Genomic DNA, 24,547 nt, shown 5'->3' with positions numbered 1-24,547 from the left:
GCGGGGCGTGGGCGCGTATTACTCCGCGCCGTTTTCGACCAGCGCCTTCAGCTTCTGGCTCGCGTGGAAGGTTACCACCCGGCGGGCCGCGATCGGAATCGCCTCGCCCGTCTTCGGGTTGCGGCCCGGACGCTGCGGCTTGTCGCGCAGCTGGAAATTGCCGAACCCCGACAGCTTGACGCTTTCGCCGTTTTCGAGCGCATCGCGGATCACTTCGAAAAACGCCTCGACCATGTCCTTCGCTTCACGCTTGTTCAGCCCGACGCTGTCGAACAGCAGCTCCGCCAGTTCCGCCTTCGTCAGCGTCGGCGTCTCGGTGGACGCCGGCGCCGAAGCGTCGCGGTTCATGGCACTGCGTTGCGCCGTCAGGAGGGCTTCGAATTCACTCGAGGTCATGTCGTTCATATCTGCCATACAGCGCGTTGAATCAAAACTTACGATGGAAAAAGCCGCCCGCGAACGGGCGGGCCCTCTCCTTAGCCGCGCAGGCGCGCACCGGCACGAGCCATTCGCTCGACCAGCGTCTGGATCGCCTGATCGACGACCTCGTCCTGCAGCGTGCCCGCCGCGTCCTGCAGCGTCACGCGGAAGGCAAGGCTCTTCTCGTTCGCGGCAAGACCGCCGGAAGTATTTGATTTTGCACGAAATTCGTCGAAGAGTACAACCTTCTGAACGAATCGGCAGGCGTCTTCGGCAAGCGCCTTCTTCATTTCGTCGAAAAGTGCCTGAACCTCGACCGCCTGATCGACGACAACCGCGATATCGCGACGGACCGGCGGGAATTTCGACACGTCGGTCGGCGCGGGCAGTGCACGTGCAGTCAGCGCATCCGCGTCGATTTCGAACATCACCGGCGCGTGCGGCAGCTCGTACTTCTGCATCAGGCGTGGATGCAGTTCGCCGATCCAGCCGACCGCGCGGCCATCGACTTCGATGCGTGCGCTGCGGCCCGGATGAAGGGCCGGATGCTCGGCCTTCACGAAACGCGCGACCGCCGGCGCGAGCAGCGCCTCGAGATCGCCCTTCACGTCGAAGAAATCGACCGCGCGGGTCGTGATGCCCCACTGCTCGTCGAATGCCGGACCGTACGCCAGCGCGCCGACGCGCTTCGGCTGCGCATGACCTTCGACCGCCAGCTCGCCGGCCTTCACCGACGGATCGGCAATGAACACGCGCCCCGATTCGAACACGCGCACACGATCGGCGCGGCGGTTCAGGTTGTGGCGCAGCACCGAGATCAGGCTCCCGAACAGCGTCGTGCGCATGACCGAAAGCTGGCTCGCGATCGGGTTCAGCAGCCGGATCGGGTTGTCGTTGCCCGCGAAATCCTGCTCCCACTCCGCATCGACGAAGCTGAAGTTGACGGTTTCCGCATAGTCGCGCGCGGCGAGCGCATGACGGATGTCGTGGATCGAACGCCGCGTCTCGTGGGTCGCGCGCATTTCGCTCGTCGCGACCGGCGGCCGCGCCGGAATCTTCTCGAAGCCGTAGATGCGCGCCACTTCCTCGATCAGGTCTTCCTCGATCTCGATGTCGAAGCGGTACGACGGCGGCGTGACGAGGAACGCGTCGTCGTCACGCTCGAACGGCAGGCCGAGGCGCGTGAAGATGTTCGCGATCTCGTCGGCGTCGATCTTCACGCCGATGATGCGGTTCGCGCGCGATACACGCATCTTCACCGGCGCGCGCTGCGGCAGGTTCACCGCCTGATCGTCGACCGGGCCGGCCTTGCCGCCGCAGATCTCGAGGATCAGTTGCGTGATGCGCTCGACGTGCTCGACGGTCGTCGCGTAATCGACGCCGCGCTCGAAGCGATGGGCCGCATCGGTCGAGAAGTTGTACTTGCGCGCGCGGCCGCGGATGCTGTCCGGCCACCAGAACGCGGCTTCCAGGTAGATGTTGGTCGTATCGAGCGTGACGGCCGTGCTGTCGCCGCCCATGATGCCGGCCAGGCTTTCGACCTGCCGGTCGTCCGCGATCACGCCGATCGTTTCGTCGAGTTCGACCGTGTTGCCATTGAGCAGCTTCAGCGATTCGCCGCGCTTGCCCCAGCGCACTTCGATGCCGCCGTGGATCTTGTCGAGATCGAACACGTGCGACGGGCGGCCGAGTTCGAACATCACGTAGTTCGAGATGTCGACGAGCGCGGACACGCTGCGCTGGCCCGAGCGCTCGAGGCGCTCGACCATCCACTGCGGCGTCTTCGCATGCGCGTTCACGCCGCGGATCACGCGGCCCGAGAAGCGGCCGCACAGATCGGGGGCGGCGATCCGCACCGGCAGCGTTTCGTCGAGCTCGACGTTCACCGGGCGGATGTCGACCGGCGTCAGCGGTGCGCCGGTAATCGCGGCCGTCTCGCGCGCGATGCCGAACACCGACAGGCAGTCGGCCTTGTTCGGCGTCAGCTTGATTTCGAAGATCGTGTCGTCGAGATTGAGGGTTTCGCGGATGTCCTGGCCGACCGGCGTGTCTTCCGGCAGGATCAGCAGCCCGCTGTGATCCTCGGACAATTTCAGCTCGCGCGCCGAGCACAGCATCCCCTGGCTCTCCACGCCGCGCAGCTTCGACAGCTTGATCGCGAACGGCTTGCCACCCTCTTCCGCCGGCGGCAGTTCCGCCCCCACCAGCGCGACCGGCACCTTGATGCCGGGCGCTACGTTCGGCGCGCCGCAGACGATGTTCAGCGTCGCGCCGGTGCCGGCGTCGACCTGGCAGACATTGAGCTTGTCCGCATCCGGATGCTTGACGACTTCGAGCACGCGGCCGACGACGATCTTCGACGTCGGCGGCGCAGCCTTGCTCAGCGATTCGACTTCGAGCCCCGCCATCGTCAGCGCGTGCGACAGGGCGTCGGTCGTCAGCTGCGGGTCGACAAAGGTTCTCAACCAGGATTCAGGGAATTGCATGGATGTCTACGTTCGAAACAGGTTAGATCGACGCCCGGGCCCGTCGGAGACATCCGTCGGGCGTGCGCGGGCACAGGTCGGCGCGGCGAGCGGCGTTATGCGAACTGGCGCAGGAAACGCAGGTCGTTCTCGAAGAACAGCCGCAGATCCTGGACGCCGTAGCGCAGCATCGTCAGGCGCTCGAGGCCGCTGCCGAACGCGAAACCGATGTAGCGCTCGGGGTCGAGGCCCATGTTGCGGATCACGGTCGGATGCACCTGCCCCGAGCCGGAAATTTCGAGCCACTTGCCGGCGTTCTTGCCTTGCTCGAACATCATGTCGATCTCGGCCGACGGTTCCGTGAACGGGAAATACGACGGACGGAAGCGCACGAGGATGTCGTCGCGCTCGAAGAATTTTTTCAGGAAGTCGGTATAGACGCCCTTGAGGTCGGCGAAGCTGATGTTTTCGTCGATCCACAGCCCCTCGACCTGATTGAACATCGGCGAGTGGGTCGCATCGCTGTCGACGCGATACGTGCGGCCCGGCGCGATCACCTTGATCGGCGGACGGTTCATGCGCGCATAACGCACCTGCATCGGGCTCGTGTGCGTGCGCAGCAGCAGCTGCCGGCCGTCGGCGTCCTTGCCTTCGACGTAGAAGGTGTCCTGCATCGAACGCGCCGGATGGTTCTCCGGGCTGTTCAACGACGTGAAGTTGTACCAGTCGGTCTCGATTTCGGGGCCGTCGGCCACGTCGAAACCGATCGAGCCGAAAATCTGTTCGACACGCTCCCACGTGCGCATCACCGGGTGCAGGCTGCCTGCACCGGCGCCACGGCCCGGCAACGTCACGTCGATCGCTTCGGCGGTGAGGCGCTGATTCAGCAGCGCGTCGGCCAGGGCCTGGCGACGGGCGGTGAGCGCGGCTTCGACCTGCTGCTTCGCGACGTTGATGCGTGCGCCTTCGGTCTTGCGTGCTTCGGGATCGAGCTTGCCGAGGCCCTTCAGCAACTCGGTCAGCGCACCCGATTTGCCGAGAAATCGCGCTTTCTCGTTTTCGAGCGTGGTGATGTCGGCAGCCTGTTCGAAGGACTGCTGCGCGTCGGCGACAATCTGGTCCAGATCCATAGATCCCATCATTTCCAACGTCATTCGGTCTTGGCGAGCGAAATGGCCTCGCCAAACAAAAAAGGGGCTCGGAAGAGCCCCGTTTTCGCTGCAGCGGCCGAGACTACCGGAACCTCGCTGCAACTAACCACGCAGTGCTAATTTCGCAATTAGGCTGCAACGGCGGCTTTCACCTGCTTGACGATCGCAGCAAAAGCAGCCTTGTCGAACACCGCCATGTCGGCCAGCACCTTACGGTCGAGTTCGATCGACGCCTTCTTCAGGCCGTTGATGAACACGCTGTAGGTCATGTCGTGCTGGCGAACTGCCGCGTTGATACGCGTGATCCACAGTGCGCGGAACACACGCTTCTTGTTGCGGCGATCGCGGTACGCGTACTGACCAGCGCGCATCACCGCCTGCTTGGCGATGCGGTAGACGTTATTGCGGCGGCCGCGATAACCCTTGGCCAGGTTGATGATCTTCTTGTGGCGGGCCCGTGCGGTTACCCCACGTTTGACTCGAGGCATGTTTCTCTCCTTGGAGTATCAGTTGAGGGGTTACGCGAACGGGAGCATCGCGCGGACGGAGTTCAGATCGGAATCATGAACTGCCGTTGCGCCGCGCAGATGGCGCTTGTTCTTCGTGGTTTTCTTGGTCAGGATGTGACGCTTGAAGGCTTGACCGCGCTTGACGGTACCGCCCGGACGCACCACGAAGCGCTTTGCAGCGCTCTTCTTGGTCTTCATCTTAGGCATGACGAACAACTCCAGTTTATTAGATGGCGATGGGTGTGCGGTTGGCTTGCGCCCTTGACCCGCCCTTCGAAACCCAGTCCACTTGTGTACGGCGCACCGCTTGCACAGCCGCCGTCATCGTTGGCGCGCCGCCCTGACCGGGCAACGCGCCGAACCACTGTCGAACCTGCGCGCGACGCGCGCGGGCCCGTTACTTCTTTTTCTTCGGCGAGAGCACCATGATCATCTGGCGCCCTTCCATCTTCGGCATCTGCTCGACCTGGCCGACTTCCTCGAGATCCGTGCGCAGACGCTCCAGCATCCGCATACCGATTTCCTGGTGAGCCATTTCGCGGCCGCGGAAACGCAACGTGATCTTCGTCTTGTCGCCCTCTTCGAGGAAGCGCACGAGATTGCGGAGCTTGACGTTGTAATCCCCGTCATCGGTACCCGGGCGGAACTTGACTTCCTTGACCTGGATGACCTTCTGCTTCAGCTTCGCTTCGTGCTGCTTCTTCGATTCCTGGTACTTGAACTTGCCGTAATCCATCAGACGGCAAACCGGCGGCACCGCTTGCGGCGCGATTTCCACCAGGTCAACATCCAGTTCTTCCGATTTACGGAAAGCGTCAGCGAGTTTTACGATACCGAGCGGTTCGTTCTCGATCCCGACCAGGCGCACTTCCGGCGCAGTGATTTCACCGTTGATGCGGTGCGACGACTTATCAGTAGCGATGTTACGTTTCCTCTAAAAATTAAAAAAACGAGCCGCGCTGCCAGGGCGGTTACTTGAACGAGCGCAGGTCTTCCTGCAGACGCTCAACGAAGGCTTCGACCGGCATTACGCCAAGGTCGACGCCGCCACGGGCACGCACGGCTACCGTTTGCGCATCACGCTCCTTATCGCCCACGACGAGGAGATAAGGCACCTTTTCCAGCGTGTGCTCGCGTATTTTATAGCTAATCTTCTCGTTGCGCAAATCGGCCGCCACTCTAACCCCTTGTTTTTGCAACGATTGGGTCAGAGCCTGCGCATATTCGGCTTGACTTTCGGCGATATTGAGCACAATTGCCTGGTACGGCGCGAGCCAGACCGGCATTGCACCAGCGTGGTGCTCGATCAAAATGCCGAGGAAACGCTCCATCGAACCGACGATCGCACGGTGCAGCATCACCGGCCGGCGGCGGCTGTTGTCTTCCGCCACGTACTCGGCGCCGAGGCGCTCCGGCAGCACCATGTCGAGCTGCAGCGTGCCGCACTGCCACGAGCGGCCGAGCGCGTCCTTGATGTGGTACTCGATCTTCGGGCCGTAGAACGCACCCTCGCCCGGCAACTCTTCCCACGTGAGGCCGCAGGCGGTCAGCGCATCGCGCAGGCCCTGCTCGGCGCGATCCCACGTCTCGTCCGTACCGGCACGCTGATCGGGACGCAGCGACAGCTTGATGTCGATGTGATCGAAACCGAAATCCTTGTACACGCTCATGGCCAGCGTGTTGAACGCGATCGATTCCGAGATGAACTGGTCTTCCGTACAGAAGATGTGCGCATCGTCCTGCACGAAGCCGCGCACGCGCATCAGGCCGTGCAGCGCGCCCGACGCCTCGTTGCGGTGGCACGAGCCGAATTCCGCGTAACGCAGCGGCAGGTCCCGGTACGAGCGCAGGCCGTGCTTGAACACCTGGACGTGGCCCGGGCAGTTCATCGGCTTGATCGCGTAGTCGCGCTTCTCCGACTCCGTCGTGAACATGTTCTCGCGATAGTTCTGCCAGTGGCCCGACGCTTCCCACAGCGACCGGTCCATGATCATCGGCGTCTTGATCTCGAGATAGCCGGCGTCGTTCACGCGGCGGCGCATGTACTGCTCGACCTGCTGCCACAGCGCCCAGCCCTTCGGATGCCAGAACACCATGCCCGGCGACTCTTCCTGCATGTGGAACAGGTCGAGCTGCTTGCCGAGCTTGCGGTGGTCGCGCTTTTCCGCTTCCTCGAGCATGTGCAGGTACTGGTCCTGGTCTTCCTTCTTCGTCCAGGCCGTGCCGTAGATGCGCTGCAGCTGCTCGTTCTTCGAGTCGCCGCGCCAGTACGCGCCCGCGACCTTCATCAGCTTGAAGACCTTCAGCTTGCCGGTGGACGGCACGTGCGGGCCGCGGCACAGATCGGTGAAGCCGCCGTGCGAGTACAGCTTGATTTCGTCGCTTTGCGGAATCGATTCGATGATCTCGGCCTTGTACTTCTCGCCGATGCTGCGGAAGTAACCGGCCGCCTCGTCGCGCGACACGACACGGCGCGTAACCGGCTCGTCCTTCTTCGCGAGTTCCTGCATGCGCTTTTCGATCTTTTCCAGATCTTCCGGCGTAAACGGGCGGTTGTACGAGAAGTCGTAATAGAAACCGTTGTCGATCACCGGGCCGATCGTCACCTGCGCGTCCGGATACAGCTCCTTCACCGCATACGCGAGCAAGTGGGCGGTCGAGTGGCGGATGATGTCGAGGCCGTCGGCATCCTTGTCCGTGACGATCGCGAGCGACGCGTCGCGGTCGATCACCGTCGACGTATCCACGAGCTCGCCATCGAGCTTGCCACCCAGCGCAGCCTTCGCCAAGCCGGGACCGATCGAGGCCGCAACCTCGGCAACTGTCACCGGATGCTCGTATTGTCGAACTGAGCCGTCAGGCAAGCGTATCGAAACCATAGCACTCTCCGTGATGCCGACAGTGGGCGGCAGACCAGGTACGCGAGATCAAACTCTCGCGTGAAAATTTCGCGACAAAAAAAATGCGGCCCCGCTTTCGAGGGGCCGCATTCGATACTTCACTCAAACTGAAAGGGCGAAAACGTTCCTCGACTAGCGTCGCTCCGAAGTGGTTTCGGTCAACGTTCGCGGTGTCATAACCGTATTCGCCTTGTTCGCGTTGAGTTGTGTACTGCATCGAACACCCGGAGGCCGGGCATTCTCAATTCGTTGGTAGGCTCGATTGGATTCGAACCAACGACCCCCACCATGTCAAGGTGGTGCTCTAACCAACTGAGCTACGAGCCTAGAGAAGCTAAGATTATATGGGGCGGCCACCAGCTTGGCAAGTGTTTTATGCGGTCGCAGCAAAACCACGCGGATCCAACCCCATCAGGATTTTCGCCCTGCCCGCACGACGCCCTGCACCTCGCCGAGCAGCGTGCACGCGCGCTGCACCTGCGCCGAATTCGATACCTCGACCGTGAACTGCATGAAGGCCGCATTGCGGCGGCTTTGCGTCTTCACGCCCACGACGTTGATCTTTTCGCGCGCGAATACTTCGGAGATATCGCGCAGCAGCCCTTGCCGGTCGCTTGCCTCGATCATCAGGTCGACCGGATAGACGGATGCGCCGCGCCCGCCCAGCACATCGGCCGACCAGGTCGTCTGCAGTACGCGTTCCGGCGCGCGCTCGACCATCCGGCGAAACGTCGGGCAGTCGCTGCGGTGGATCGACATCCCCTTGCCGCGCGTGACGAAACCGCTGATCGGATCGGGCGGCGCCGGCCGGCAGCAGCGCGCCAGTTGCGTCAGCAGCGCGTCGACGCCCACCACCAGCACGCCGGTCGACGCGCCGTGCGCGACGCTCGCGCCGCTGCTGCGCTTCTCGAAATCGGCCGGCGCCTCGGGCGCCGGTTCCGGCGGCGGCGCATCGGACAGCGCGTGCTCGACGTTGCGCAGGCTGAACTCTTCCTTGCCGACGACCGAGAACAGCTCCTCGGGCGACTTGAAGCCGAGCTTCGCGGCGAGGCTGTCCAGGCTGACCGACGTCTTGCCCTCGCGCTGCAACGTCTTTTCGACGAGCGCGCGGCCGTGCGCGATGTTTTCTTCCTGCTCGATCGAGTTGAACCATGCACGCACCTTCTGCCGTGCGCGCGGACTCTTCAGGTAACCGAGCTGCAGATTGAGCCAGTCGCGCGACGGCCCGCCCTCCTTCACCGCGACGATCTCGACCGTCTGACCGTTCGCGAGCGGCGTGTTCAGCGGCACCATTACGCCGTCGACGCGCGCGCCGCGGCAGCGATGGCCGAGCTCGCTGTGCAGGTGGTACGCGAAATCGACCGGCGTCGCACCCTGCGGCAGCGCGATCACGCGTGCCTGCGGCGTCAGCACGTAGATGTGGTCGTCGTCGAGCGACGTCTCGCGCAGTTGCGCCCACGCCTGGTCGCCCGACACCTCGGTGCCGTCCTCGACGTCGTCCTTCCACGCGAGCAACTGACGCAGCCACGCGATCTTCTCGTCGTACTTGTCGCTCGCCGAGAACTGGCCGCCATAGCCACGCGCGCCGGCCTCCTTGTAGCGCCAGTGCGCGGCGACGCCGTACTCGGCGAAACGATGCATCTCCTGCGTGCGGATCTGCACTTCGAACGCGCGGCCGTCGTCGCCGATCACGACCGTATGCAGCGACTTGTAGCCGTTCGGCTTCGGCCGCGAGATGTAGTCGTCGAATTCCTTCGGCACCGGCTGCCACAGGTGATGCACGATGCCGAGCACCGCGTAGCAATCCTTGATGTCGGGCACGATCACGCGAAACGCGCGCACGTCGTACAGCTCGGAAAAATCGAGCTCCTTGCCGCGCATCTTGCGCCAGATGCTGTAGATATGCTTCGGCCGGCCGCTGACGTCGGCCTGGATGTGCGCTTGCGCGAGCTCGTGCTGCAGCCGCGCGATCGCCTGCGTGACGTACGCCTCGCGCTCGATGCGCTTCTCGTCGAGCAGCTTCGCGATCCGCTTGTAGGTGACGGGATCCTCGAAGCGGAACGCGAGATCCTCGAGCTCCCACTTCAGTTGCCAGATACCGAGACGGTTCGCGAGCGGCGCATAGATCTCGAGCGTCTCGCGCGCGACGTCGGGCGGCGGATCGAGCTTCGCGGCCGCGTAGTAGCGCAGCGACTGCAACCGCGACGCGAGCCGGATCAGCACCACGCGGATGTCCTGTGCGAACGCGAGCAGCATCTTGCGCAGCGCTTCGATCTGCGTACGCCGCTCTTCCGCCGCGTCGCGCCCGGAGTCGGGCCTCGCGTTCTGCGCGGCGCGCAGGCTGACGGTGCCGAGCCGCAGCAGCTTGCGCACGTCGGCCACGAGCCGCGCGACTTCGTCGCCGAAACGCTCGGTCAGCTCGCGTTCGGGGTCGCTCAGGTGCGGCGTCAGCACGAACAGCGCGGCGGCCTGCATCGCGGACGGATCGACGTTCAGCGTGCGCATGATCGCCGCCGTGCCGGCCGAGTGATCGGCGAGCAGCTCGCCCGACGACAGGCGCGCGTCGCCGGCCCGCTCGCGCACGAACGCGAGCACGTCGTCGAACGACGGCGCCGCGACGGGAGAAGCGGAAACGGATTCGGTCATTGCACGGCCTGCCGGAATACGGTCATCGTCGGCTGACGCTCAGCTCCGCTGCGCGGCGACGACCACGATCTCGACGAGCAGCGCCGGATCCGCGAGCTTCGCCTCGACGGTCGCGCGCGGCGGCGTGTTGCCTTCCGCAACCCATGCGTCCCACTCCGCATTCATGCCTTCGAAGTTCGCGAGATCCGAGATGTAGATCTGCACCGACAGCAGATGCGCCTTGTCGCTGTTCGCTTCGGCGAGCAGGCGGTCGATGTGGCCGAGCACTTCGCGCGTCTGGCCGCGAATGTCCTGCGTGGTGTCTTCGGCGATCTGGCCCGCCAGATACACGGTACCGTTGTGGATCGCGGTTTCGGAGAGACGGGCCCCGACGTGGTGACGAATGACTGCCATGAAATGTTCCGGTCGTGATGGGTAGGGATTCGGCGGCGGCACGGCCCGCGTGCCGCCGAACCGCATATTATGACGCGTTTATGCGTCGCCTTCGACGAAAAACCGCCGCGCGAGCGCAATCTGGTCCGCGCTGACGAACGCCGGCGCGTGCCCCGCACCCGGAATCTCGACCTGCGTCACATGCCGGCCGCGACGAACCATTTCGGCCGCCGTCTCGCGCGACAGCAGGTCGGACGTCTCGCCGCGCACGACGAGCAGCGTCGCGTCCGTCGTCTCGATCGCACGCCACAGCGCGGCCTCGCCGAGCGCGGCCAGTTCGGGCGTCGTCGCCTTGAACGGCTCGGCGATGCGCGGATCGTAGCGCATCGTCCAGCCACCTTCGGGCAGTTCGTGCAGCAGCGGCCCGTTGATCTCGCGCCACTCGTCGGCGCTCAGCGCACCGAACGGCAGCGACAGCGAAGTCAGATAGTCGATCCCCTCCTGCTCGGTCGCGAAGCGCGGCTGCACGCCGAGGTATTCGCCGATGCGCGTCAGCGAATCGGGTTCGATGCGCGGGCCGACGTCGTTGACGATCATCCGGCGCAACGGCGAACCGGGCAGCCCGGCGAGCGCCATGCCGATCAGGCCGCCCATCGACGTGCCGAACCAGTCGACCGATTCGACGTCGAGCCGCGCAATCAGCGTCACCATGTCGGCCACGTATTGCGGAATCGCATAGAGCCGCGGATCGGCCAGCCGGTCCGACCGGCCACGCCCCGCGACATCGGGGCAGACGACGCGATACGTATCGGACAGCGCGGCGGCAAGCCGGTCGAAATCGCGGCCGGAACGGGTCAGACCGTGCACGCAGACGAGCACGCGCGAATTCGCGGGGTCGCCCCACTCGGTATAGGCGACGTGATGAAGGCCGGCCGTGCTTGCACACTGCACGCGCCGCTGGCGGGGAACCAGGGGATTCGCTGGGGTCGTTGGCATCGTTGGCATCCTGTCGAACGGGGGGCGACGCGCGGGGCAACGCTTGCGACGCCCGATGCAAACGATTGTAAACCGCTTCGGAATGACGGGTCGGCACGCGCCCGGCCCGCCACCCGGGACGGGTTCAGTCGTGGCGGCGCCACGCGTGACGCCACTGCTCGCGCAGGAAATCGACGAACGTCCGCACGCGCAACGGCACGTGACGACCGCCGGGATAGACGGCATGCAGCGGCGCGGCGGACGCCGCGAAGGCCGGCAGCACGCGTACGAGCCGACCGGCGTCGAGATCGGCGCCGACGTCCCAGATCGACTTCAGCGCAATGCCCGCGCCCTCGAGCGCCAGCGTGCGCGCCGCGCCGCCGTCGTTGGTCAGCAGCGCGGCCGTCACCTCGACCGCCACGCCGCCTTGCACGCCGTCGAACCGCCATTCGGTCCGCGGCTGGTCGCCCATCACGATGCATCGATGCGCACGAAGCTCGGCCGGATGGGCCGGCGACCCGTGCGCCGCGAGATAGCCCGGCGACGCGCACAGCACGCGATGATTCGGCGCCAGCTCGCGCGCGATCATCGTCGAATCGGCGAGATTGCCGATCCGCACGGCGACGTCGATGTCGGACGCGAGCAGATCGACGACCGTATCGGTCAGCATCAGCTGCACGGTCAGTTGCGGATGTCGCTGCTGAAAGGCCGCTATAAGCGGCGCGATTCGCAGGCGGCCGAGTTCGCCGGGCGCCGTCACGCGCAGCACGCCGCTGACCGTGCCGCGGCGATCGCGCATCAGCGTTTCCGCATGCTCGACCTCGGCGAGGATGCGCAGCACCTGCGCGTGAAACTGCGCGCCGTCGTCGGTGAGCGTTTGCTGCCGCGTCGTCCGGTGCAGCAGGCGCACGCCGAGCCGCGACTCGAGATGCGCGAGCCGCGTGCTGACGACGGACAACGACAGGTCGAGTTCGCGCGCCGCCGCCGACAGGCTGCCGGCCGACACGATCCGCGCGAAGGTATCGAGCGCCGGAAAATCGTCGATCAGCGTCATGGCGCCTGCCTCACCCCAACCTTTCCTTTTTTCGAATAATCCATTCGCCTTTTGCCCGTATTTACATGCAAAACAGAAACCTACCATACCTGTTCCGCGTCGTCGCCTGACGCTTTCACAGGACTCTCGAAACCATGTCGATCCGCCTTCGTTCGGCCACCCGCCCCGTCGCGCATGCATTCGCGACAGCCGCTTGCGTCGTCGCGCTCTGGCCCGCCGCCGCCCATGCCGCCGATCTCGTCGAGCCGCACGCCCTGACCGTCGCGGCAGGCTTGCCGGCCGCGCAGGCCCGCGCGCAAGTTCTGGCCGCGCGCCGCTACGGCAGCTTCTGGAATACCGGCGACCCCGCGCTCGCCCGCGCGGCGCTCGCCGACGACTTCACCGACCGCACGCTGCCGCCCGGCCGCGAACAGGGCCTACCGGGACCGCTCGCGGCCTCCGGCACGATGCGCGGCGCGATCCCGGATCTGCGCTGCGACATCGAACAGATGATCGTCGCCGGCGACCGGGTCGTCGTGCACCTGCATTTCCGCGGGCATTTCACCGGTACGTTCAACGGAACGGCCGGGCGCGGACAGGCGATCGACTTCATCGCGACCGATATCTATCGGATCGACCACGGCCGGATCGCGGAAAACTGGCACATCGAGGACAACCTGACGCTGATGCGCCAGCTCGGGCTCGTCGGTTGACGGAGGGGACGATGACTCACGATAACGACACTTCCGCGACGCCTTCGCCGCGCCGCAGGTTCCTGGCCCGGGCCGGCGCCGGGCTCGCGGCCGGCGTCGCGCTGGCCGCAGGCACGTCCCTGCCGGCCACCGCCGCGCCGACGCCGTCACCGGCGCCCGCGACGCCGGGCGCCGCGCCGTTCTGGCCGGACGGCGCGCGGCTCGTGATCTCGATCTCGATGCAGTTCGAGGCGGGCGGCCAACCGCCCACGGGCGCGGACAGCCCGTTTCCGGCCGTCGCGTTCCCGCCGTCGGTGCCGGTCGATCTCGCATCGGCCACCTGGTTTGCATACGGCTACCGGGAAGGCATTCCGCGCCTGCTCGATCTGTGGGACCGGCACGGCGTGAAAGTGACGTCGCACATGATCGGGGAAGCCGCGCGCCGGCACCCCGAACTGGCCCGCGAGATCGTGTCGCGCGGCCACGAAGCCGCCGCGCACGGCCCGACGTGGCGCGCGCAATTCGCGATGAGCCGCGACGACGAGCGCCGCTTCCTGACCGAAGCGCGCGACATGGTCGAAGCGGTGACCGGCCAGCGCCCGACCGGCTACAACTGCAACTGGCTGCGGCGCGGACCGCATACGTTGCCGCTGCTGCAGGAACTCGGCTACATGTATCACATCGACGACGTCAGTCGCGACGAACCGTTCATCGAGACCGTCGGCGGTCGCGATTTCGCGGTGGTTCCGTACACGCTGCGCAACAACGACATCCTGCTGATCGAAGGCCGCAACTACTCGCCGACGATGTTCGTCGAGCAGATCAAGCTCGATTTCGACCAGTTGTACGCGGAAGCCGGACAGCGGCGCAGACTGATGTCGATCAGCGCGCACGACCGGATCAGCGGCACGCCGCAGATGGTCCGCGCGTGGGACGCCTTCCTGCACTACGCTCGATCACACCCCGGAGTCGCTTTCATGCGCAAGGACGACATCGCGCGCTTCGCGCTGCACAGCCCGTCGACGCTGCGCGAGACCGAAACCATCTGACCGGATTCCGCTCAACTCATCACCCAGGAGAGACTTTCATGAATGATCCGCTCCACGGAAAGCACGTACTCGTCGTCGGCGGAAGCTCCGGCATCGGCGCCGCCACCGCGACGGCATTCGCGCGGCGCGGCGCGCATCTGACGATCGCGTCGCGCGACCCGGCCAGGTTCGACGTCGACGCCATACCGGGCGCGCAGGTGCGGACCGAAGCGCTCGACATTACCGATACGGCGGCCGTCGATGCGTTCTGCGCACGCGCCGGCCAGTTCGACCACGTCGTGATTTCAGCCGCGAAGACGGCCACGGGCCCGGTCCGGGCGCTGCCGCTCGCCGACGCGCAGGCAGCGATGGACAGCAAGTTCTGGGGCGCCTATCGCATCGCCCGCGCGATCGATATCGTGCCAGGCGGCTCGCTGACGTTCGTGTCGGGCTACCTCAGCGTGCGGCCGAGCGCGTCGTCGGTGCTACAAGGCGCGATCAACGCGGCGCTCGAGGCCCTCGCCCGCGGGCTGGCGCTCGAACTGGCGCCGGTTCGCGTGAATACCGTGTCGCCGGGCCTGATCGCGACGCCGCTGTGGGACAAGCTCGCACCCGACGCACGCGACGCGATGTACGCCGGCGCCGCCCAGCGGCTTCCGGCGCGCAGGGTCGGCCAGCCGGAGGATGTCGCGAATGCGATCCTGTATCTGGCGGCCACGCCTTATGCAACCGGCTCGACGGTACTGATCGACGGCGGCGGCGCGATTGCGTGACGCGTGCGCGCGTGACAAAACGCCCCGCGTTCCGTCGGGAACGCGGGGCGTCGAGGATCACGCACCAGGGTAATGCTCAGGCCACGGCGCTGACGTCGAGCGGTGCGCCCGTCTTCGCCTGGATCTCGTCGACGCTCACGCCGTCGGCGAGTTCGAGCACCTTCAACCCGGACGGCGTCACTTCGATCACGCCGAGATCGGTGATGATCAGGTCGACCACCCCGACACCCGTGAGCGGCAGGTTGCATTCGTCGAGGATCTTGTGCTGATCGCCCTTCGCGACGTGCTCCATCAGCACGACGACGCGCTTCACGCCCGCGACGAGGTCCATCGCGCCGCCCATCCCCTTGATCATCTTGCCGGGGATCATCCAGTTCGCGAGGTCGCCCTGCTTGCTGACCTGCATCGCGCCGAGGATCGCCAGGTTGATGTGGCCGCCGCGGATCATCGCGAACGAATCGGCCGACGAGAAGATCGACGAACCGGGCAGCGTCGTGACGGTCTGCTTGCCGGCGTTGATCAGATCGGCGTCGACTTCGTCTTCGGTCGGCGACGGGCCGATGCCGAGCAGGCCGTTCTCCGACTGCAGCCACACCTCGACGCCTTCCGGCACGTGGTTCGCGACGAGCGTCGGCAGGCCGATGCCGAGGTTCACGTAGAAGCCGTCCTGCAGTTCCTTCGCCGCGCGCGCGGCCATCTGGTCACGATTCCAGGCCATGTCAGTCTCCTTTCGCGCGTACGACGCGTTGTTCGATGCGTTTTTCCGGCGTCGCGTTCAGCACGATGCGCTGCACGAAGATCCCCGGCGTATGAACCTGATCCGGATCGAGCGCGCCGTTCTCGACGATCTCCTCGACCTCCACCACGGTGATCTTGCCGGCCATCGCGCACATCGGGTTGAAGTTGCGCGCGGTGCGGCGATAGATCAGGTTGCCGGACTTGTCGGCCTTCCACGCCTTCACGAGCGCGACGTCCGCCGTCAGCGACGGCTCGAGCACGTAATGGCGATCGCCGAACTGGCGCGTTTCCTTGCCTTCCGCGATCACCGTGCCGTAGCCGGTATTCGTGAAGAATGCGGGGATGCCCGCGCCGCCCGCGCGCAGCTTCTCGGCGAGCGTGCCCTGCGGCGTGAATTCGAGTTCGAGTTCGCCGGCCAGGTACTGGCGCTCGAACTCCTTGTTCTCGCCGACGTACGACGAGATCATCTTCTTGATCTGGCGCGTTTCCAGCAGCAGGCCGAGGCCGAAACCGTCGACGCCCGCGTTGTTGCTGATGCAGGTGATGCCCTTGACGCCCGAATCGCGCAACGCCGCGATCAGCGCCTCGGGAATGCCGCACAGGCCGAAGCCGCCCACCGCGAAGGTCTGCCCGTCGCGGACGATCCCCTCCAGCGCGGCAGCCGCGCTTGGATAGACTTTGTTCATCAGTTGTCCCTTCCTCTATGGAAACCAGCAAAACCGGTTCACGCGCCACGTGGCGCAAGCCCGCCGCATCATTCTATGCATGCGCGGCGATGCCTGCGTCGAGGCACGCTTTTTATGTCGCGACGAACGCCGCGAGATGCCTGAAAGGGTACGATGCGGCGCGGATGCGGCACAATACGCAAAAATACATAAGCATTTCCCTCCGCCCCCGCGCCATGCCCGATCTCGATTACCAGACCGCCTTCCACCTCGCGCCGCTCGGCCTCGTGCTGTCGCGCGACCGCGTGGTCGAGGACTGCAACGACGCGCTCGCGTCGATCTTCCGCTGCGCGCGTGCCGACCTGATCGGAAAATCGTATGCGGTGCTCTACCCGTCCACGGACGAATTCCAGCGAATCGGCGAGCGCATCGCACGCGTGATGGTCGCGAACGGCGTCTACTCGGATGACAGAATCATGAAGCGCGCGGACGGCGAACTGTTCTGGTGCCACGTGACGGGCCGCGCGCTCGACCGCACCGCGCCGCTCGCGGCCGGCATCTGGACCTTCGAGGATCTGAGCGCGACGCGCCGCGTCGCGGTCGAGCTGACCCCGCGTGAACGCGAGATCGCCGCGCAGCTCGCGACCGGCAAGACCAGCAAGCAGATCGGGCGCGTGCTCGACATCAGCTCGCGCACGGTCGATATCTATCGCGCGCGACTGATGCGCAAATACGGGACGAACAATACGCCGGAGCTGCTGCAGCGCCTGCTCGGGCAGTGAACGCGCAGCGGATGGTGGCGCGCGAATGACGATCGGCCGCACATGGCGGCCGATTGACGGAAACGACGGGCACGGCGCGCCACCGACGACCCGATGCGCGGGGCGTGCCGATATACGCGCTCAGCCGACTTTCGTCGCCAGCGCGTGCTCGATCGTGTCGCGCAGCAGCGGCGGCAGCGGCACCGACTTGCCGAGCGCGTAATCGACCCACACGCAGCGCGCGTTGCCGCGTGCATAGACATGCTGCGGATCGTCCGCGCGCGTGAGCTCGAACCCGGTGTCGAAGCTGCTTCGGCCGGGCTTCGCGGCCGACATCCTCGCGATCACGTCGCCCGGATAGTGCAGCTGCTTGAGGAACTCCATCGACGCAGTGACGATGACGGGCCCCTGCCCCTCGCCGTTGCCGCCCGCAATGCCAAGCTGCTCGAACCACGAGATTCGCGCCTGCTCCATGTAGCGGAAATAGACCGTGTTGTTCACATGGCCGAATGCGTCCATGTCGCCCCAGCGGATCGGCATCGACATCTCAAAAACGGGGGAGTAATCGCTCGTTGCGCTCATTGCTGTCTTCTTTGTTGCGAAATGTCATCCGCTCAGGCAAGGCCGAAGCCGTCGTCCGCGGAGATGATCGAGCCATTGATGAACTGCGACTCGTCGGCCGCGAGCAGCAACAACAGCCCGTCGAGATCCTGCGGCTTGCCGACGCGCCGGCGCGGCAGTATCGACTGCAGCTTCTGGCCCTGTTCGGTTTCCCACAGGTAATGATTGATTTCGGTATCGATATAGCCCGGGCAGATCGCATTCACGTTGATCCCGTGGCGGCCCCATTCCAGCGCCATCGCGCGCGTCATCTGCACGACCGCGGCCTTGCTCATCGCGTACAACCCGATTTGCGGGAACACGCGCAGCCCGGCCACCGACGCGATGTTGATGATCCGGCACGGCGGCTTGCCGTTGCCGCCGCCGTTCGCGCGCATGATCATCCGCTTCGCGACTTCCTGCGCGACGAAAAATGCGCCGCGCGTGTTCGTATCGAACACGAACTCGAAATCCGCCGGCGTCACGTCGACGAGCTTCTGCATCGTCGACACGCCCGAATTGTTCACGAGGATGTCGATCGTGCCGGCTTCCGTCTCCGCATGCGCGACGGCCGCCTTGATGCTCTGGACGTCCGTCACGTCGAGCGACACGACGTGCGCGGCGCCGCCCGCCGCCTCGATCTCCGCGCGCAGCTCCTTCAGACGCTCGACGCGGCGGCTCGCGAGCACGACCTTCGCGCCGGCCTGCGACAGCACCTGCGCAAAACGCTGCCCGAGGCCGCTCGACGCGCCCGTGACCAGCGCAACCTTGCCTTCCAGATTGATCGATCGACCCATTTGCCCATCCCCTTTCGATGTCGTTGCGCCAGCCCGGGCGGCACAGTCCGGGCGGCATTACCCTAGCACAAAAATAGAACGATCGTGCTAATCTACCTGCATGCTGTTGCGGCAAGCGTTTCGTTTCGCAGACAATACGCTCCCGAATAAAAGCATTCTAACGGTTAGAGGAACGCCAATGACCCCCGCAAGCCTCATCGAGCAATACGGCCCGCGCGAATCGATGGAATACGACGTCGTGATCGTCGGCGGCGGCCCCGCCGGGCTGTCGGCGGCGATCCGGCTCAAGCAGCTGGCCGCCGAGAAAGGCACCGAGATCGGCGTGTGCGTGCTCGAGAAGGGTTCCGAGATCGGCGCGCACATCCTGTCGGGCGCGGTGATGGACCCGCGCGCGATCACCGAGCTGTTTCCCGACTGGAAGGAGCGCGGCGCGCCGCTCGATGTCGAGGTGAGCGAAGACCGCTTCCTGTTCCTGTCCGAGAAGAGCGCGGTGACCACGCCGAACTGGGCGCTGCCGGACAACTTCAAGAATCACGGCAACTACGTGATTTCGCTGGGCAACGTGACCCGCTGGCTTGGCCAGCAGGCCGAGGCGCTCGGCGTGGAAATCTTCCCCGGCTTCCCCGCTGCGGAGATTCTCTACAACGACGACGGCTCCGTGAAAGGCGTCGCCACCGGCAACATGGGCGTGGGCAAGGACGGCGAGCCGACCGAGAACTTCCAGCTCGGCATGGAGCTGCACGCGAAGTACACGCTGTTCGCCGAAGGCTGCCGCGGCCATCTGGGGCGGCAACTGATCGCGAAGTACAAGCTCGACGCGAACGCCGATCCGCAGGCGTACGGGATCGGCATCAAGGAACTGTGGGAAATCGATCCCGCGAAGCACAAGCCGGGCCTGGTGATCCACACGGCCGGCTGGCCGCTGAAACCGGATACGTACGGCGGCTCGTTCCTGTATCACATGGACAACAACCAGGTCGTGGTCGGCTTCGTGGTGGGCCTGGGCTACACGAACCCGTACCTGTCGCCGTTCGAGGAATTCCAGCGCTACAAGACGCATCCGTCGATCCGCGCGTTCCTCGAAGGCGGCAAGCGCGTGTCGTACGGCGCGCGCGCGATCACGGCCGGCGGCCTGCTGTCGCTGCCGAAGACGGTGTTCCCGGGCGGCGCGCTGATCGGCGACGACGCGGGCTTCCTGAACGCGTCGCGAATCAAGGGCAGCCACGCGGCGATCAAGACCGGCATGCTGGCGGCCGACGCCGCGTTCGACGCGGTGCAGGCCGGCCGCCAGTCGGACGAGCTGAACGCGTACCCCGATGCGTTCAAGCAATCGTGGCTGTACACGGAGCTGTACCGCGCGCGCAACTTCAAGCAGTGGATGGCGAAGGGCCTGTACCTGGGCACGCTGATGGTCGGGCTGGAGCAGAAGGTGATGGGCGGCAACGTGCCGTGGACGCTGCATCACCAGCATGCGGACCACGAGATGCTGAAGCCGGCGTCGCAGTGCGAGCCGATCGCGTATCCGAAGCCGGACGGCAAGCTGACGTTCGACCGGTTGTCGTCGGTGTTCATCTCGAATACGAACCATGAGGAGAACCAGCCGGCGCACCTGACGCTGAAGGATGCGAACGTGCCGGTGAACGTGAACCTGCGCACGTACGCGGGGCCGGAGGCGCGCTTCTGCCCGGCGGCGGTGTACGAGTTCGTGAAGAACGACGACGGCAGCGATCGCCTCGTGATCAACGCGCAGAACTGCGTGCACTGCAAGACCTGCGACATCAAGGACCCGACGCAGAACATCGTGTGGGTCACGCCCGAAGGCGGCGGCGGGCCGAATTACCCGAACATGTAAGCTGCCGGAACGCGCCGCCGCGAGCGGCGCGTTTTTTTGGTCGCGGCACACCACCGCCGCAAACAAAACGGGGCGCTGCATCACGCAGCGCCCCGTTTGCATTCATCGTTCGACGGCCGACGCGACGCGCCCCGCCCGCTTCTGTCAGGTCGCGCTGCCGGCGATCTTCGGCGTGGCGGTCTCGACGTCGCCGCACTGCGCGCGATGGCGCAGCGCATGGTCGATCAGCACCAGCGCGAGCATCGATTCGGCGATCGGCGTCGCGCGAATGCCGACGCACGGATCGTGGCGACCGAAGGTTTCCACCGTCGCCTCTTCGCCGGACTTCGTGATCGAGCGGCGCGGCGTGCGGATGCTCGACGTCGGCTTGATCGCGATCGACACGGTGATGTCCTGCCCCGTCGAAATCCCGCCGAGCACGCCGCCCGCGTGGTTGCCGACGAAGCCGGCCGGCGTCAGTTCGTCGCCGTGCACCGAGCCGCGCTGCGCGACGCTGTCGAAGCCCGCGCCGATCTCGACGCCCTTCACCGCGTTGATGCTCATCATCGCCTTCGCGATATCGGCATCGAGCCGGTCGAACACCGGTTCGCCCCAACCGACCGGCACGCCCGACGCGACGACGTCGATGCGCGCGCCGATCGAATCGCCGTCCTTGCGCAACGCATCCATGTACGCCTCGAGTTCCGGCACGACGGCCGCGTTCGGCGAGAAGAACGGGTTCTCGTGCACGTATGACCAGTCGACGAACGGCACGTCGATGTCGCCGAGGCCGCTCATGTAGCCGCGCACCTCGACCCCGAAGCGCTCGCGCAGCCACTTCTTCGCGACCGCGCCCGCGCCGACGATCGGCGCGGTGAGACGCGCGGACGAGCGACCGCCGCCGCGGTAGTCGCGGATGCCGTATTTCTGCCAGTAGGTGTAGTCGGCGTGGCCGGGACGAAACGTCTCGACGATGTTGCCGTAGTCCTTGCTGCGCTGGTCGGTGTTGCGGATCAGCAGCGCGATCGGCGTGCCGGTCGTCACGCCTTCGAACACGCCCGACAGGATCTCGACCTCGTCGGCCTCCTGCCGTTGCGTCACGTGCCGCGACGTGCCGGGCTTGCGGCGATCGAGCTCGATCTGGATGTCGGTTTCGGTCAGCCCCATCCCCGGCGGGCAGCCGTCGATCACGCAGCCGATCGCGGGACCGTGCGATTCGCCGAAGGTCGTGACAGTGAAAAGCGTGCCGAGGGTATTGCCGGACATGATGGAACCGCCCAAAGAGAAATGGTCAAACCGATGCGCTGCCGGAGCCGCAGGCAGGTCGATCGTTTGCCGGTCGAGAAAGAGGTAAACCGCTATTATGCCAGCGGTCCCGGGGCCTGCGTGCCGGGTGAACCGTTCAGACCACACGGGCCGGCCGCGGATAAGGGCGGATGCGACGCAGGTGTGGCGACCGCAGGCCCTCGGCGTTGCGCTGGAGACCCGCCGAACCGGGCCGCCATCCCGGCCAAGTGCGCGGATCGATCATCCCGCGCCGGAGCCGACGCCCGCCCGCCTACTTCCGCGCGCCGCGCAGCTCGGTCACCGCCGCCTGCAGCACCTCGGGCGTCGCCACCGACGCCGGAATCGGCTCGCCGACCGCCAGCGTCAGCCGGCTCATCACGCCGCGCTTGATCGGGCGCGGCATCCGCGCATCGGTATGCCGCGAAAAATAGCTGCCCCACAGCCCGCGCAGCGCCATCGGGATCACCGGCGCCGGCGTGCGGTTCAGGATCTCGGTGATGCCGTGATGGAACGTGTTGATGTCCCCGGTCTTCGTCAGCTTGCCCTCGGGGAAGATGCACACGAGTTCGCCGTCCTTCAGCGCGGCCTCGCACAGGTCGTACGCACGCGCGAGCATCGCGGGATCCTCGTGGCGCGGCGCGATCGGAATCGCCTTCGCATGCCGGAATACCCAGCTCGCGAAACGCGTCTTGAAGATCCGGTGATCCATCACGAAACGGATCGGACGCGGGCTCGCGGCGGCCAGCACGAGCGCATCGACATAGCTGACGTGATTGCACACGAGTACCGCCGCCCCTTCGGCCGGAATCCGCTCCGCGTGCACGAGGCGGATCCGGTAGAACGTATGCACGAGCACCCACGCGACGAAGCGCAGCAGGAACTCGGGCACGAGCAGGTAGATATACGTCGCGACCACGACGTTCAACAGCGCGGTGACGAGGAACAGCCCCGGGATGTCGACGCCGGCCTTGGTCAACCCCATCGCCATCACGGCCGACAGGATCATGAACAGCGCGTTCAGGATGTTGTTCGCGGCGATGATCCGCGCGCGGTGCGTCGGCGCGCTGCGGCTCTGGATCAGCGCATACAGCGGCACGCTGTAGAAGCCGCCGAACATCGCGAGCAGGAACAGGTCGGCCAGGATGCGCCAGTGGCGCGCACCGGCGAGGAATTCGCCGACCGACAGCAGATGGCCGGGGGACGGCAGCGCATGGCTCGCGAAATACAGCTCGATCGCGAACACGCTGATGCCGATCGAGCCGAGCGGCACGAGGCCGATCTCGACGCGCCGCTGCGACAAGCGCTCGCACAGCAGCGAACCGAGGCCGATGCCGACCGAGAACGTCGCGAGCAGGATCGTGACGACGTCGGGGCTCGCGGACAGCACGTCCTTCGCGAAATTGAAGAACGACGTGAGAAACGTCGCGCCGACGAACCACAGCCACGAGATGCCGAGCAGGCTCAGGAACACCGTGCGGTTCTGGCGCGCGAGCCCGAGGTTGCGCCAGGTCTCGCTGACCGGGTTCCAGTTGATCACGAGGTCGGGCTGCGGCGCGGGCGTGGGCGGCACGCGCTGCGCGACGAGCCGCCCGGCCAGCGCGATGACGACGACGCTCACCGCGAGCACGCGCTCGCCGCTGCCTTCGATGCCGGCCGCCGCGCCGCCGATGATCGTGCCGATCAGGATCGCGATGAACGTGCCCATCTCGACGAGCCCGTTGCCGCCGACCAGCTCATGTTCGCCGAGATGCTGCGGCAGGTACGAATACTTGACGGGCCCGAACAGCGTCGAGTGCATCCCCATCATGAACGTGCACAGATACAGCAGCGTCGCGCTGTGCGTGACGAAGCCGGCCGCGCCGACCAGCATCAGCACGATCTCGAACGATTTCACGAAACGCGTGAGAGTCGCCTTGTCGTATTTGTCGGCGATCTGGCCAGAGGTGGCCGAGAACAGCACGAACGGCAAGATGAAGATCGCGGAAATCAGGAACGCGGCCGTCTTCGCATCGACGCCGGAGAACCGCGCGGTGTGATACGTGACGAGCGACGTGAAACCGATCTTGAAGACGTTGTCGTTCAGCGCGCCGAGGAACTGGGTCGTGAAGAACGGCGCGAAGCGGCGCTCGCGCAGCAGGTCGAACTGGGATGCGTGCGCGTGCCGTTCGCCGCGCCGTTCGGAAGTGGCTTGCGTGTGATCGCTCATTCGGAATACGCGCGCATCGTCTGGGCAATGCTGCGCGGGCCTTGTATGGTTGTTGAAAAAACGGCGGCGCAGGACATGCCTGCGCCGCCGCGTGCCGGATGGCGGCGCCCATGCACCGACGTGCCGGGCGCGGCGCGATTCACGGCTTGTGCGCTTCGGCTTCCGATTCCGGCCAGTCGCGAATGTACGCCTTCAGCATCCGGTTCTCGAAGCTCTGCGCCTCGACGACCGTCTTCGCGACGTCGTAGAACGAAATGACGCCCATCAGCACCTTTTTGTCGAGCACCGGCATGTAGCGTGCGTGGCGCTCGAGCATCATCCGGCGCACCTCGTTGACGTCCGTTTCCGGCGTGCACGTGAGCGGCTCGTCCATCACCTTGCGCACCTGAACGTCGCCGATCGCGCCGCCGTTCACGTGCAGACGCAGGATGATCTCGCGAAACGTCAGCATCCCGACGAGATCGCCGTACTCCATCACGACGAGCGAACCGATGTCGTGCTCGGCCATCGTATCGACCGCTTCGCGCAGCGGCTTATCGGGCGTCACCGTAAACAGCGTGTTGCCCTTCACTTTCAGAATATCGCTGACGCGCATCGTAGTCCCCTCATGCTTGAATGCAAAATCTCTTTCGATCCTATCGGAAAGCCTGTCAAAAGGAAAGCACGGGCCGGCGCAGCGGCCCGCCGGCGCTTGCGGA

Annotated in this window: 23 protein-coding genes and 1 tRNA gene; 5 read left to right on the top strand and 19 right to left on the bottom strand. The window is 65.5% G+C overall.

Features of this window, described 5'->3' with window-relative positions; all coding sequences use genetic code 11:
• Positions 1–18 precede the first annotated feature (18 nt).
• The 12 genes from CFB81_RS07175 to CFB81_RS07115 all read right to left on the bottom strand — a co-directional run bounded on the left by CFB81_RS07175 (position 19) and on the right by CFB81_RS07115 (position 12,492).
• A complete protein-coding gene (locus CFB81_RS07175; RefSeq protein ID WP_006486093.1) occupies positions 19–405 on the bottom strand; it encodes an integration host factor subunit alpha in 387 nt (128 codons plus the stop codon).
• A gap of 71 nt (positions 406–476) precedes the next feature.
• Positions 477–2,906 carry a phenylalanine--tRNA ligase subunit beta gene (gene pheT / locus CFB81_RS07170; protein WP_089434930.1) on the bottom strand — a complete coding sequence of 810 codons (2,430 nt, stop codon included), beginning with the start codon at positions 2,904–2,906 and terminating at the stop codon, positions 477–479.
• Between the two features lie 95 nt (positions 2,907–3,001).
• Positions 3,002–4,015: a phenylalanine--tRNA ligase subunit alpha gene (pheS, locus tag CFB81_RS07165; protein WP_006486107.1), complete on the bottom strand. Its 1,014-nt coding sequence runs from the start codon at positions 4,013–4,015 to the stop codon at positions 3,002–3,004.
• 149 nt (positions 4,016–4,164) lie between these two features.
• A complete protein-coding gene (gene rplT / locus CFB81_RS07160; RefSeq protein ID WP_004192938.1) occupies positions 4,165–4,524 on the bottom strand; it encodes a 50S ribosomal protein L20 in 360 nt (119 codons plus the stop codon).
• 30 nt (positions 4,525–4,554) lie between these two features.
• Complete coding sequence (gene rpmI / locus CFB81_RS07155) at positions 4,555–4,752, bottom strand: 50S ribosomal protein L35 (protein WP_004191477.1); 198 nt, start codon at positions 4,750–4,752, stop codon at positions 4,555–4,557.
• A 190-nt stretch (positions 4,753–4,942) separates the two neighbouring features.
• Complete coding sequence (gene infC / locus CFB81_RS07150; protein ID WP_071734130.1) at positions 4,943–5,467, bottom strand: translation initiation factor IF-3; 525 nt, start codon at positions 5,465–5,467, stop codon at positions 4,943–4,945.
• A 49-nt stretch (positions 5,468–5,516) separates the two neighbouring features.
• The gene (gene thrS / locus CFB81_RS07145) at positions 5,517–7,424 is read right to left on the bottom strand and encodes a threonine--tRNA ligase (RefSeq protein WP_069621354.1); all 1,908 of its coding nucleotides are present in this window, start codon (positions 7,422–7,424) and stop codon (positions 5,517–5,519) included.
• Between the two features lie 271 nt (positions 7,425–7,695).
• Positions 7,696–7,772, bottom strand: a tRNA-Val gene (locus CFB81_RS07135).
• An 84-nt stretch (positions 7,773–7,856) separates the two neighbouring features.
• Positions 7,857–10,091, bottom strand: a complete 2,235-nt coding sequence (locus CFB81_RS07130; RefSeq protein WP_089434929.1) for a bifunctional (p)ppGpp synthetase/guanosine-3',5'-bis(diphosphate) 3'-pyrophosphohydrolase — start codon at positions 10,089–10,091, stop codon at positions 7,857–7,859.
• 39 nt (positions 10,092–10,130) lie between these two features.
• Positions 10,131–10,484 carry a RidA family protein gene (locus CFB81_RS07125; protein WP_069621352.1) on the bottom strand — a complete coding sequence of 118 codons (354 nt, stop codon included), beginning with the start codon at positions 10,482–10,484 and terminating at the stop codon, positions 10,131–10,133.
• Between the two features lie 78 nt (positions 10,485–10,562).
• The gene (locus tag CFB81_RS07120) at positions 10,563–11,459 is read right to left on the bottom strand and encodes an alpha/beta fold hydrolase (protein ID WP_069621351.1); all 897 of its coding nucleotides are present in this window, start codon (positions 11,457–11,459) and stop codon (positions 10,563–10,565) included.
• A gap of 124 nt (positions 11,460–11,583) precedes the next feature.
• Complete coding sequence (locus tag CFB81_RS07115) at positions 11,584–12,492, bottom strand: LysR family transcriptional regulator (RefSeq protein WP_089434928.1); 909 nt, start codon at positions 12,490–12,492, stop codon at positions 11,584–11,586.
• Between the two features lie 134 nt (positions 12,493–12,626).
• Between CFB81_RS07115 and CFB81_RS07110 the strand changes: the two genes are divergently transcribed.
• Genes CFB81_RS07110 through CFB81_RS07100 form a run of 3 tightly spaced genes read left to right on the top strand, consistent with a single transcriptional unit; the run spans position 12,627 to position 14,964 of the window.
• Positions 12,627–13,184, top strand: coding sequence for an ester cyclase (locus tag CFB81_RS07110; protein WP_089434927.1), 558 nt, complete (start codon positions 12,627–12,629; stop codon positions 13,182–13,184).
• 11 nt (positions 13,185–13,195) lie between these two features.
• Positions 13,196–14,212, top strand: coding sequence for a polysaccharide deacetylase family protein (locus tag CFB81_RS07105; protein ID WP_089434926.1), 1,017 nt, complete (start codon positions 13,196–13,198; stop codon positions 14,210–14,212).
• A gap of 38 nt (positions 14,213–14,250) precedes the next feature.
• A complete protein-coding gene (locus CFB81_RS07100) occupies positions 14,251–14,964 on the top strand; it encodes an SDR family oxidoreductase (protein WP_089434925.1) in 714 nt (237 codons plus the stop codon).
• Between the two features lie 76 nt (positions 14,965–15,040).
• On the opposite strand, the gene CFB81_RS07095 is transcribed toward CFB81_RS07100, so the two are convergent.
• Together CFB81_RS07095 and CFB81_RS07090 are read right to left on the bottom strand one after the other, a co-directional pair.
• Entirely contained in the window at positions 15,041–15,682 is a 642-nt protein-coding gene (locus CFB81_RS07095; RefSeq protein ID WP_069621346.1) for a CoA transferase subunit B, read from the bottom strand.
• A gap of 1 nt (position 15,683) precedes the next feature.
• Positions 15,684–16,388: a CoA transferase subunit A gene (locus CFB81_RS07090; RefSeq protein WP_069621345.1), complete on the bottom strand. Its 705-nt coding sequence runs from the start codon at positions 16,386–16,388 to the stop codon at positions 15,684–15,686.
• A gap of 215 nt (positions 16,389–16,603) precedes the next feature.
• Between CFB81_RS07090 and CFB81_RS07085 the strand changes: the two genes are divergently transcribed.
• Positions 16,604–17,149 carry a LuxR C-terminal-related transcriptional regulator gene (locus tag CFB81_RS07085; RefSeq protein WP_069621344.1) on the top strand — a complete coding sequence of 182 codons (546 nt, stop codon included), beginning with the start codon at positions 16,604–16,606 and terminating at the stop codon, positions 17,147–17,149.
• Positions 17,150–17,269: 120 nt separating this feature from the next.
• On the opposite strand, the gene CFB81_RS07080 is transcribed toward CFB81_RS07085, so the two are convergent.
• The gene (locus CFB81_RS07080; RefSeq protein WP_089434924.1) at positions 17,270–17,710 is read right to left on the bottom strand and encodes a thioesterase family protein; all 441 of its coding nucleotides are present in this window, start codon (positions 17,708–17,710) and stop codon (positions 17,270–17,272) included.
• A gap of 32 nt (positions 17,711–17,742) precedes the next feature.
• Positions 17,743–18,525, bottom strand: a complete 783-nt coding sequence (locus CFB81_RS07075) for an SDR family oxidoreductase (RefSeq protein WP_050012456.1) — start codon at positions 18,523–18,525, stop codon at positions 17,743–17,745.
• Between the two features lie 178 nt (positions 18,526–18,703).
• Between CFB81_RS07075 and CFB81_RS07070 the strand changes: the two genes are divergently transcribed.
• Positions 18,704–20,377 carry an electron transfer flavoprotein-ubiquinone oxidoreductase gene (locus tag CFB81_RS07070; RefSeq protein ID WP_089434923.1) on the top strand — a complete coding sequence of 558 codons (1,674 nt, stop codon included), beginning with the start codon at positions 18,704–18,706 and terminating at the stop codon, positions 20,375–20,377.
• 144 nt (positions 20,378–20,521) lie between these two features.
• Here the strand turns inward: CFB81_RS07070 and aroC are convergent, their stop codons facing one another.
• The 3 genes from aroC to CFB81_RS07055 all read right to left on the bottom strand — a co-directional run bounded on the left by aroC (position 20,522) and on the right by CFB81_RS07055 (position 24,444).
• Entirely contained in the window at positions 20,522–21,622 is a 1,101-nt protein-coding gene (aroC, locus tag CFB81_RS07065) for a chorismate synthase (protein WP_089434922.1), read from the bottom strand.
• Positions 21,623–21,914: 292 nt separating this feature from the next.
• On the bottom strand, positions 21,915–23,849 hold the full coding sequence (locus tag CFB81_RS07060; RefSeq protein WP_069621340.1) for an MFS transporter: 1,935 nt from the start codon (positions 23,847–23,849) through the stop codon (positions 21,915–21,917).
• A 139-nt stretch (positions 23,850–23,988) separates the two neighbouring features.
• Positions 23,989–24,444 carry a CBS domain-containing protein gene (locus CFB81_RS07055; RefSeq protein WP_006488504.1) on the bottom strand — a complete coding sequence of 152 codons (456 nt, stop codon included), beginning with the start codon at positions 24,442–24,444 and terminating at the stop codon, positions 23,989–23,991.
• Positions 24,445–24,547 lie beyond the last annotated feature (103 nt).

The sequence above is a fragment of the Burkholderia sp. AU28863 genome, assembly GCF_002223195.1.
Classification (GTDB): domain Bacteria; phylum Pseudomonadota; class Gammaproteobacteria; order Burkholderiales; family Burkholderiaceae; genus Burkholderia; species Burkholderia sola.
The sequence above is the reverse complement of the archived record's forward strand: the minus strand, read 5'-3'. Positions and strand labels throughout refer to the sequence as shown.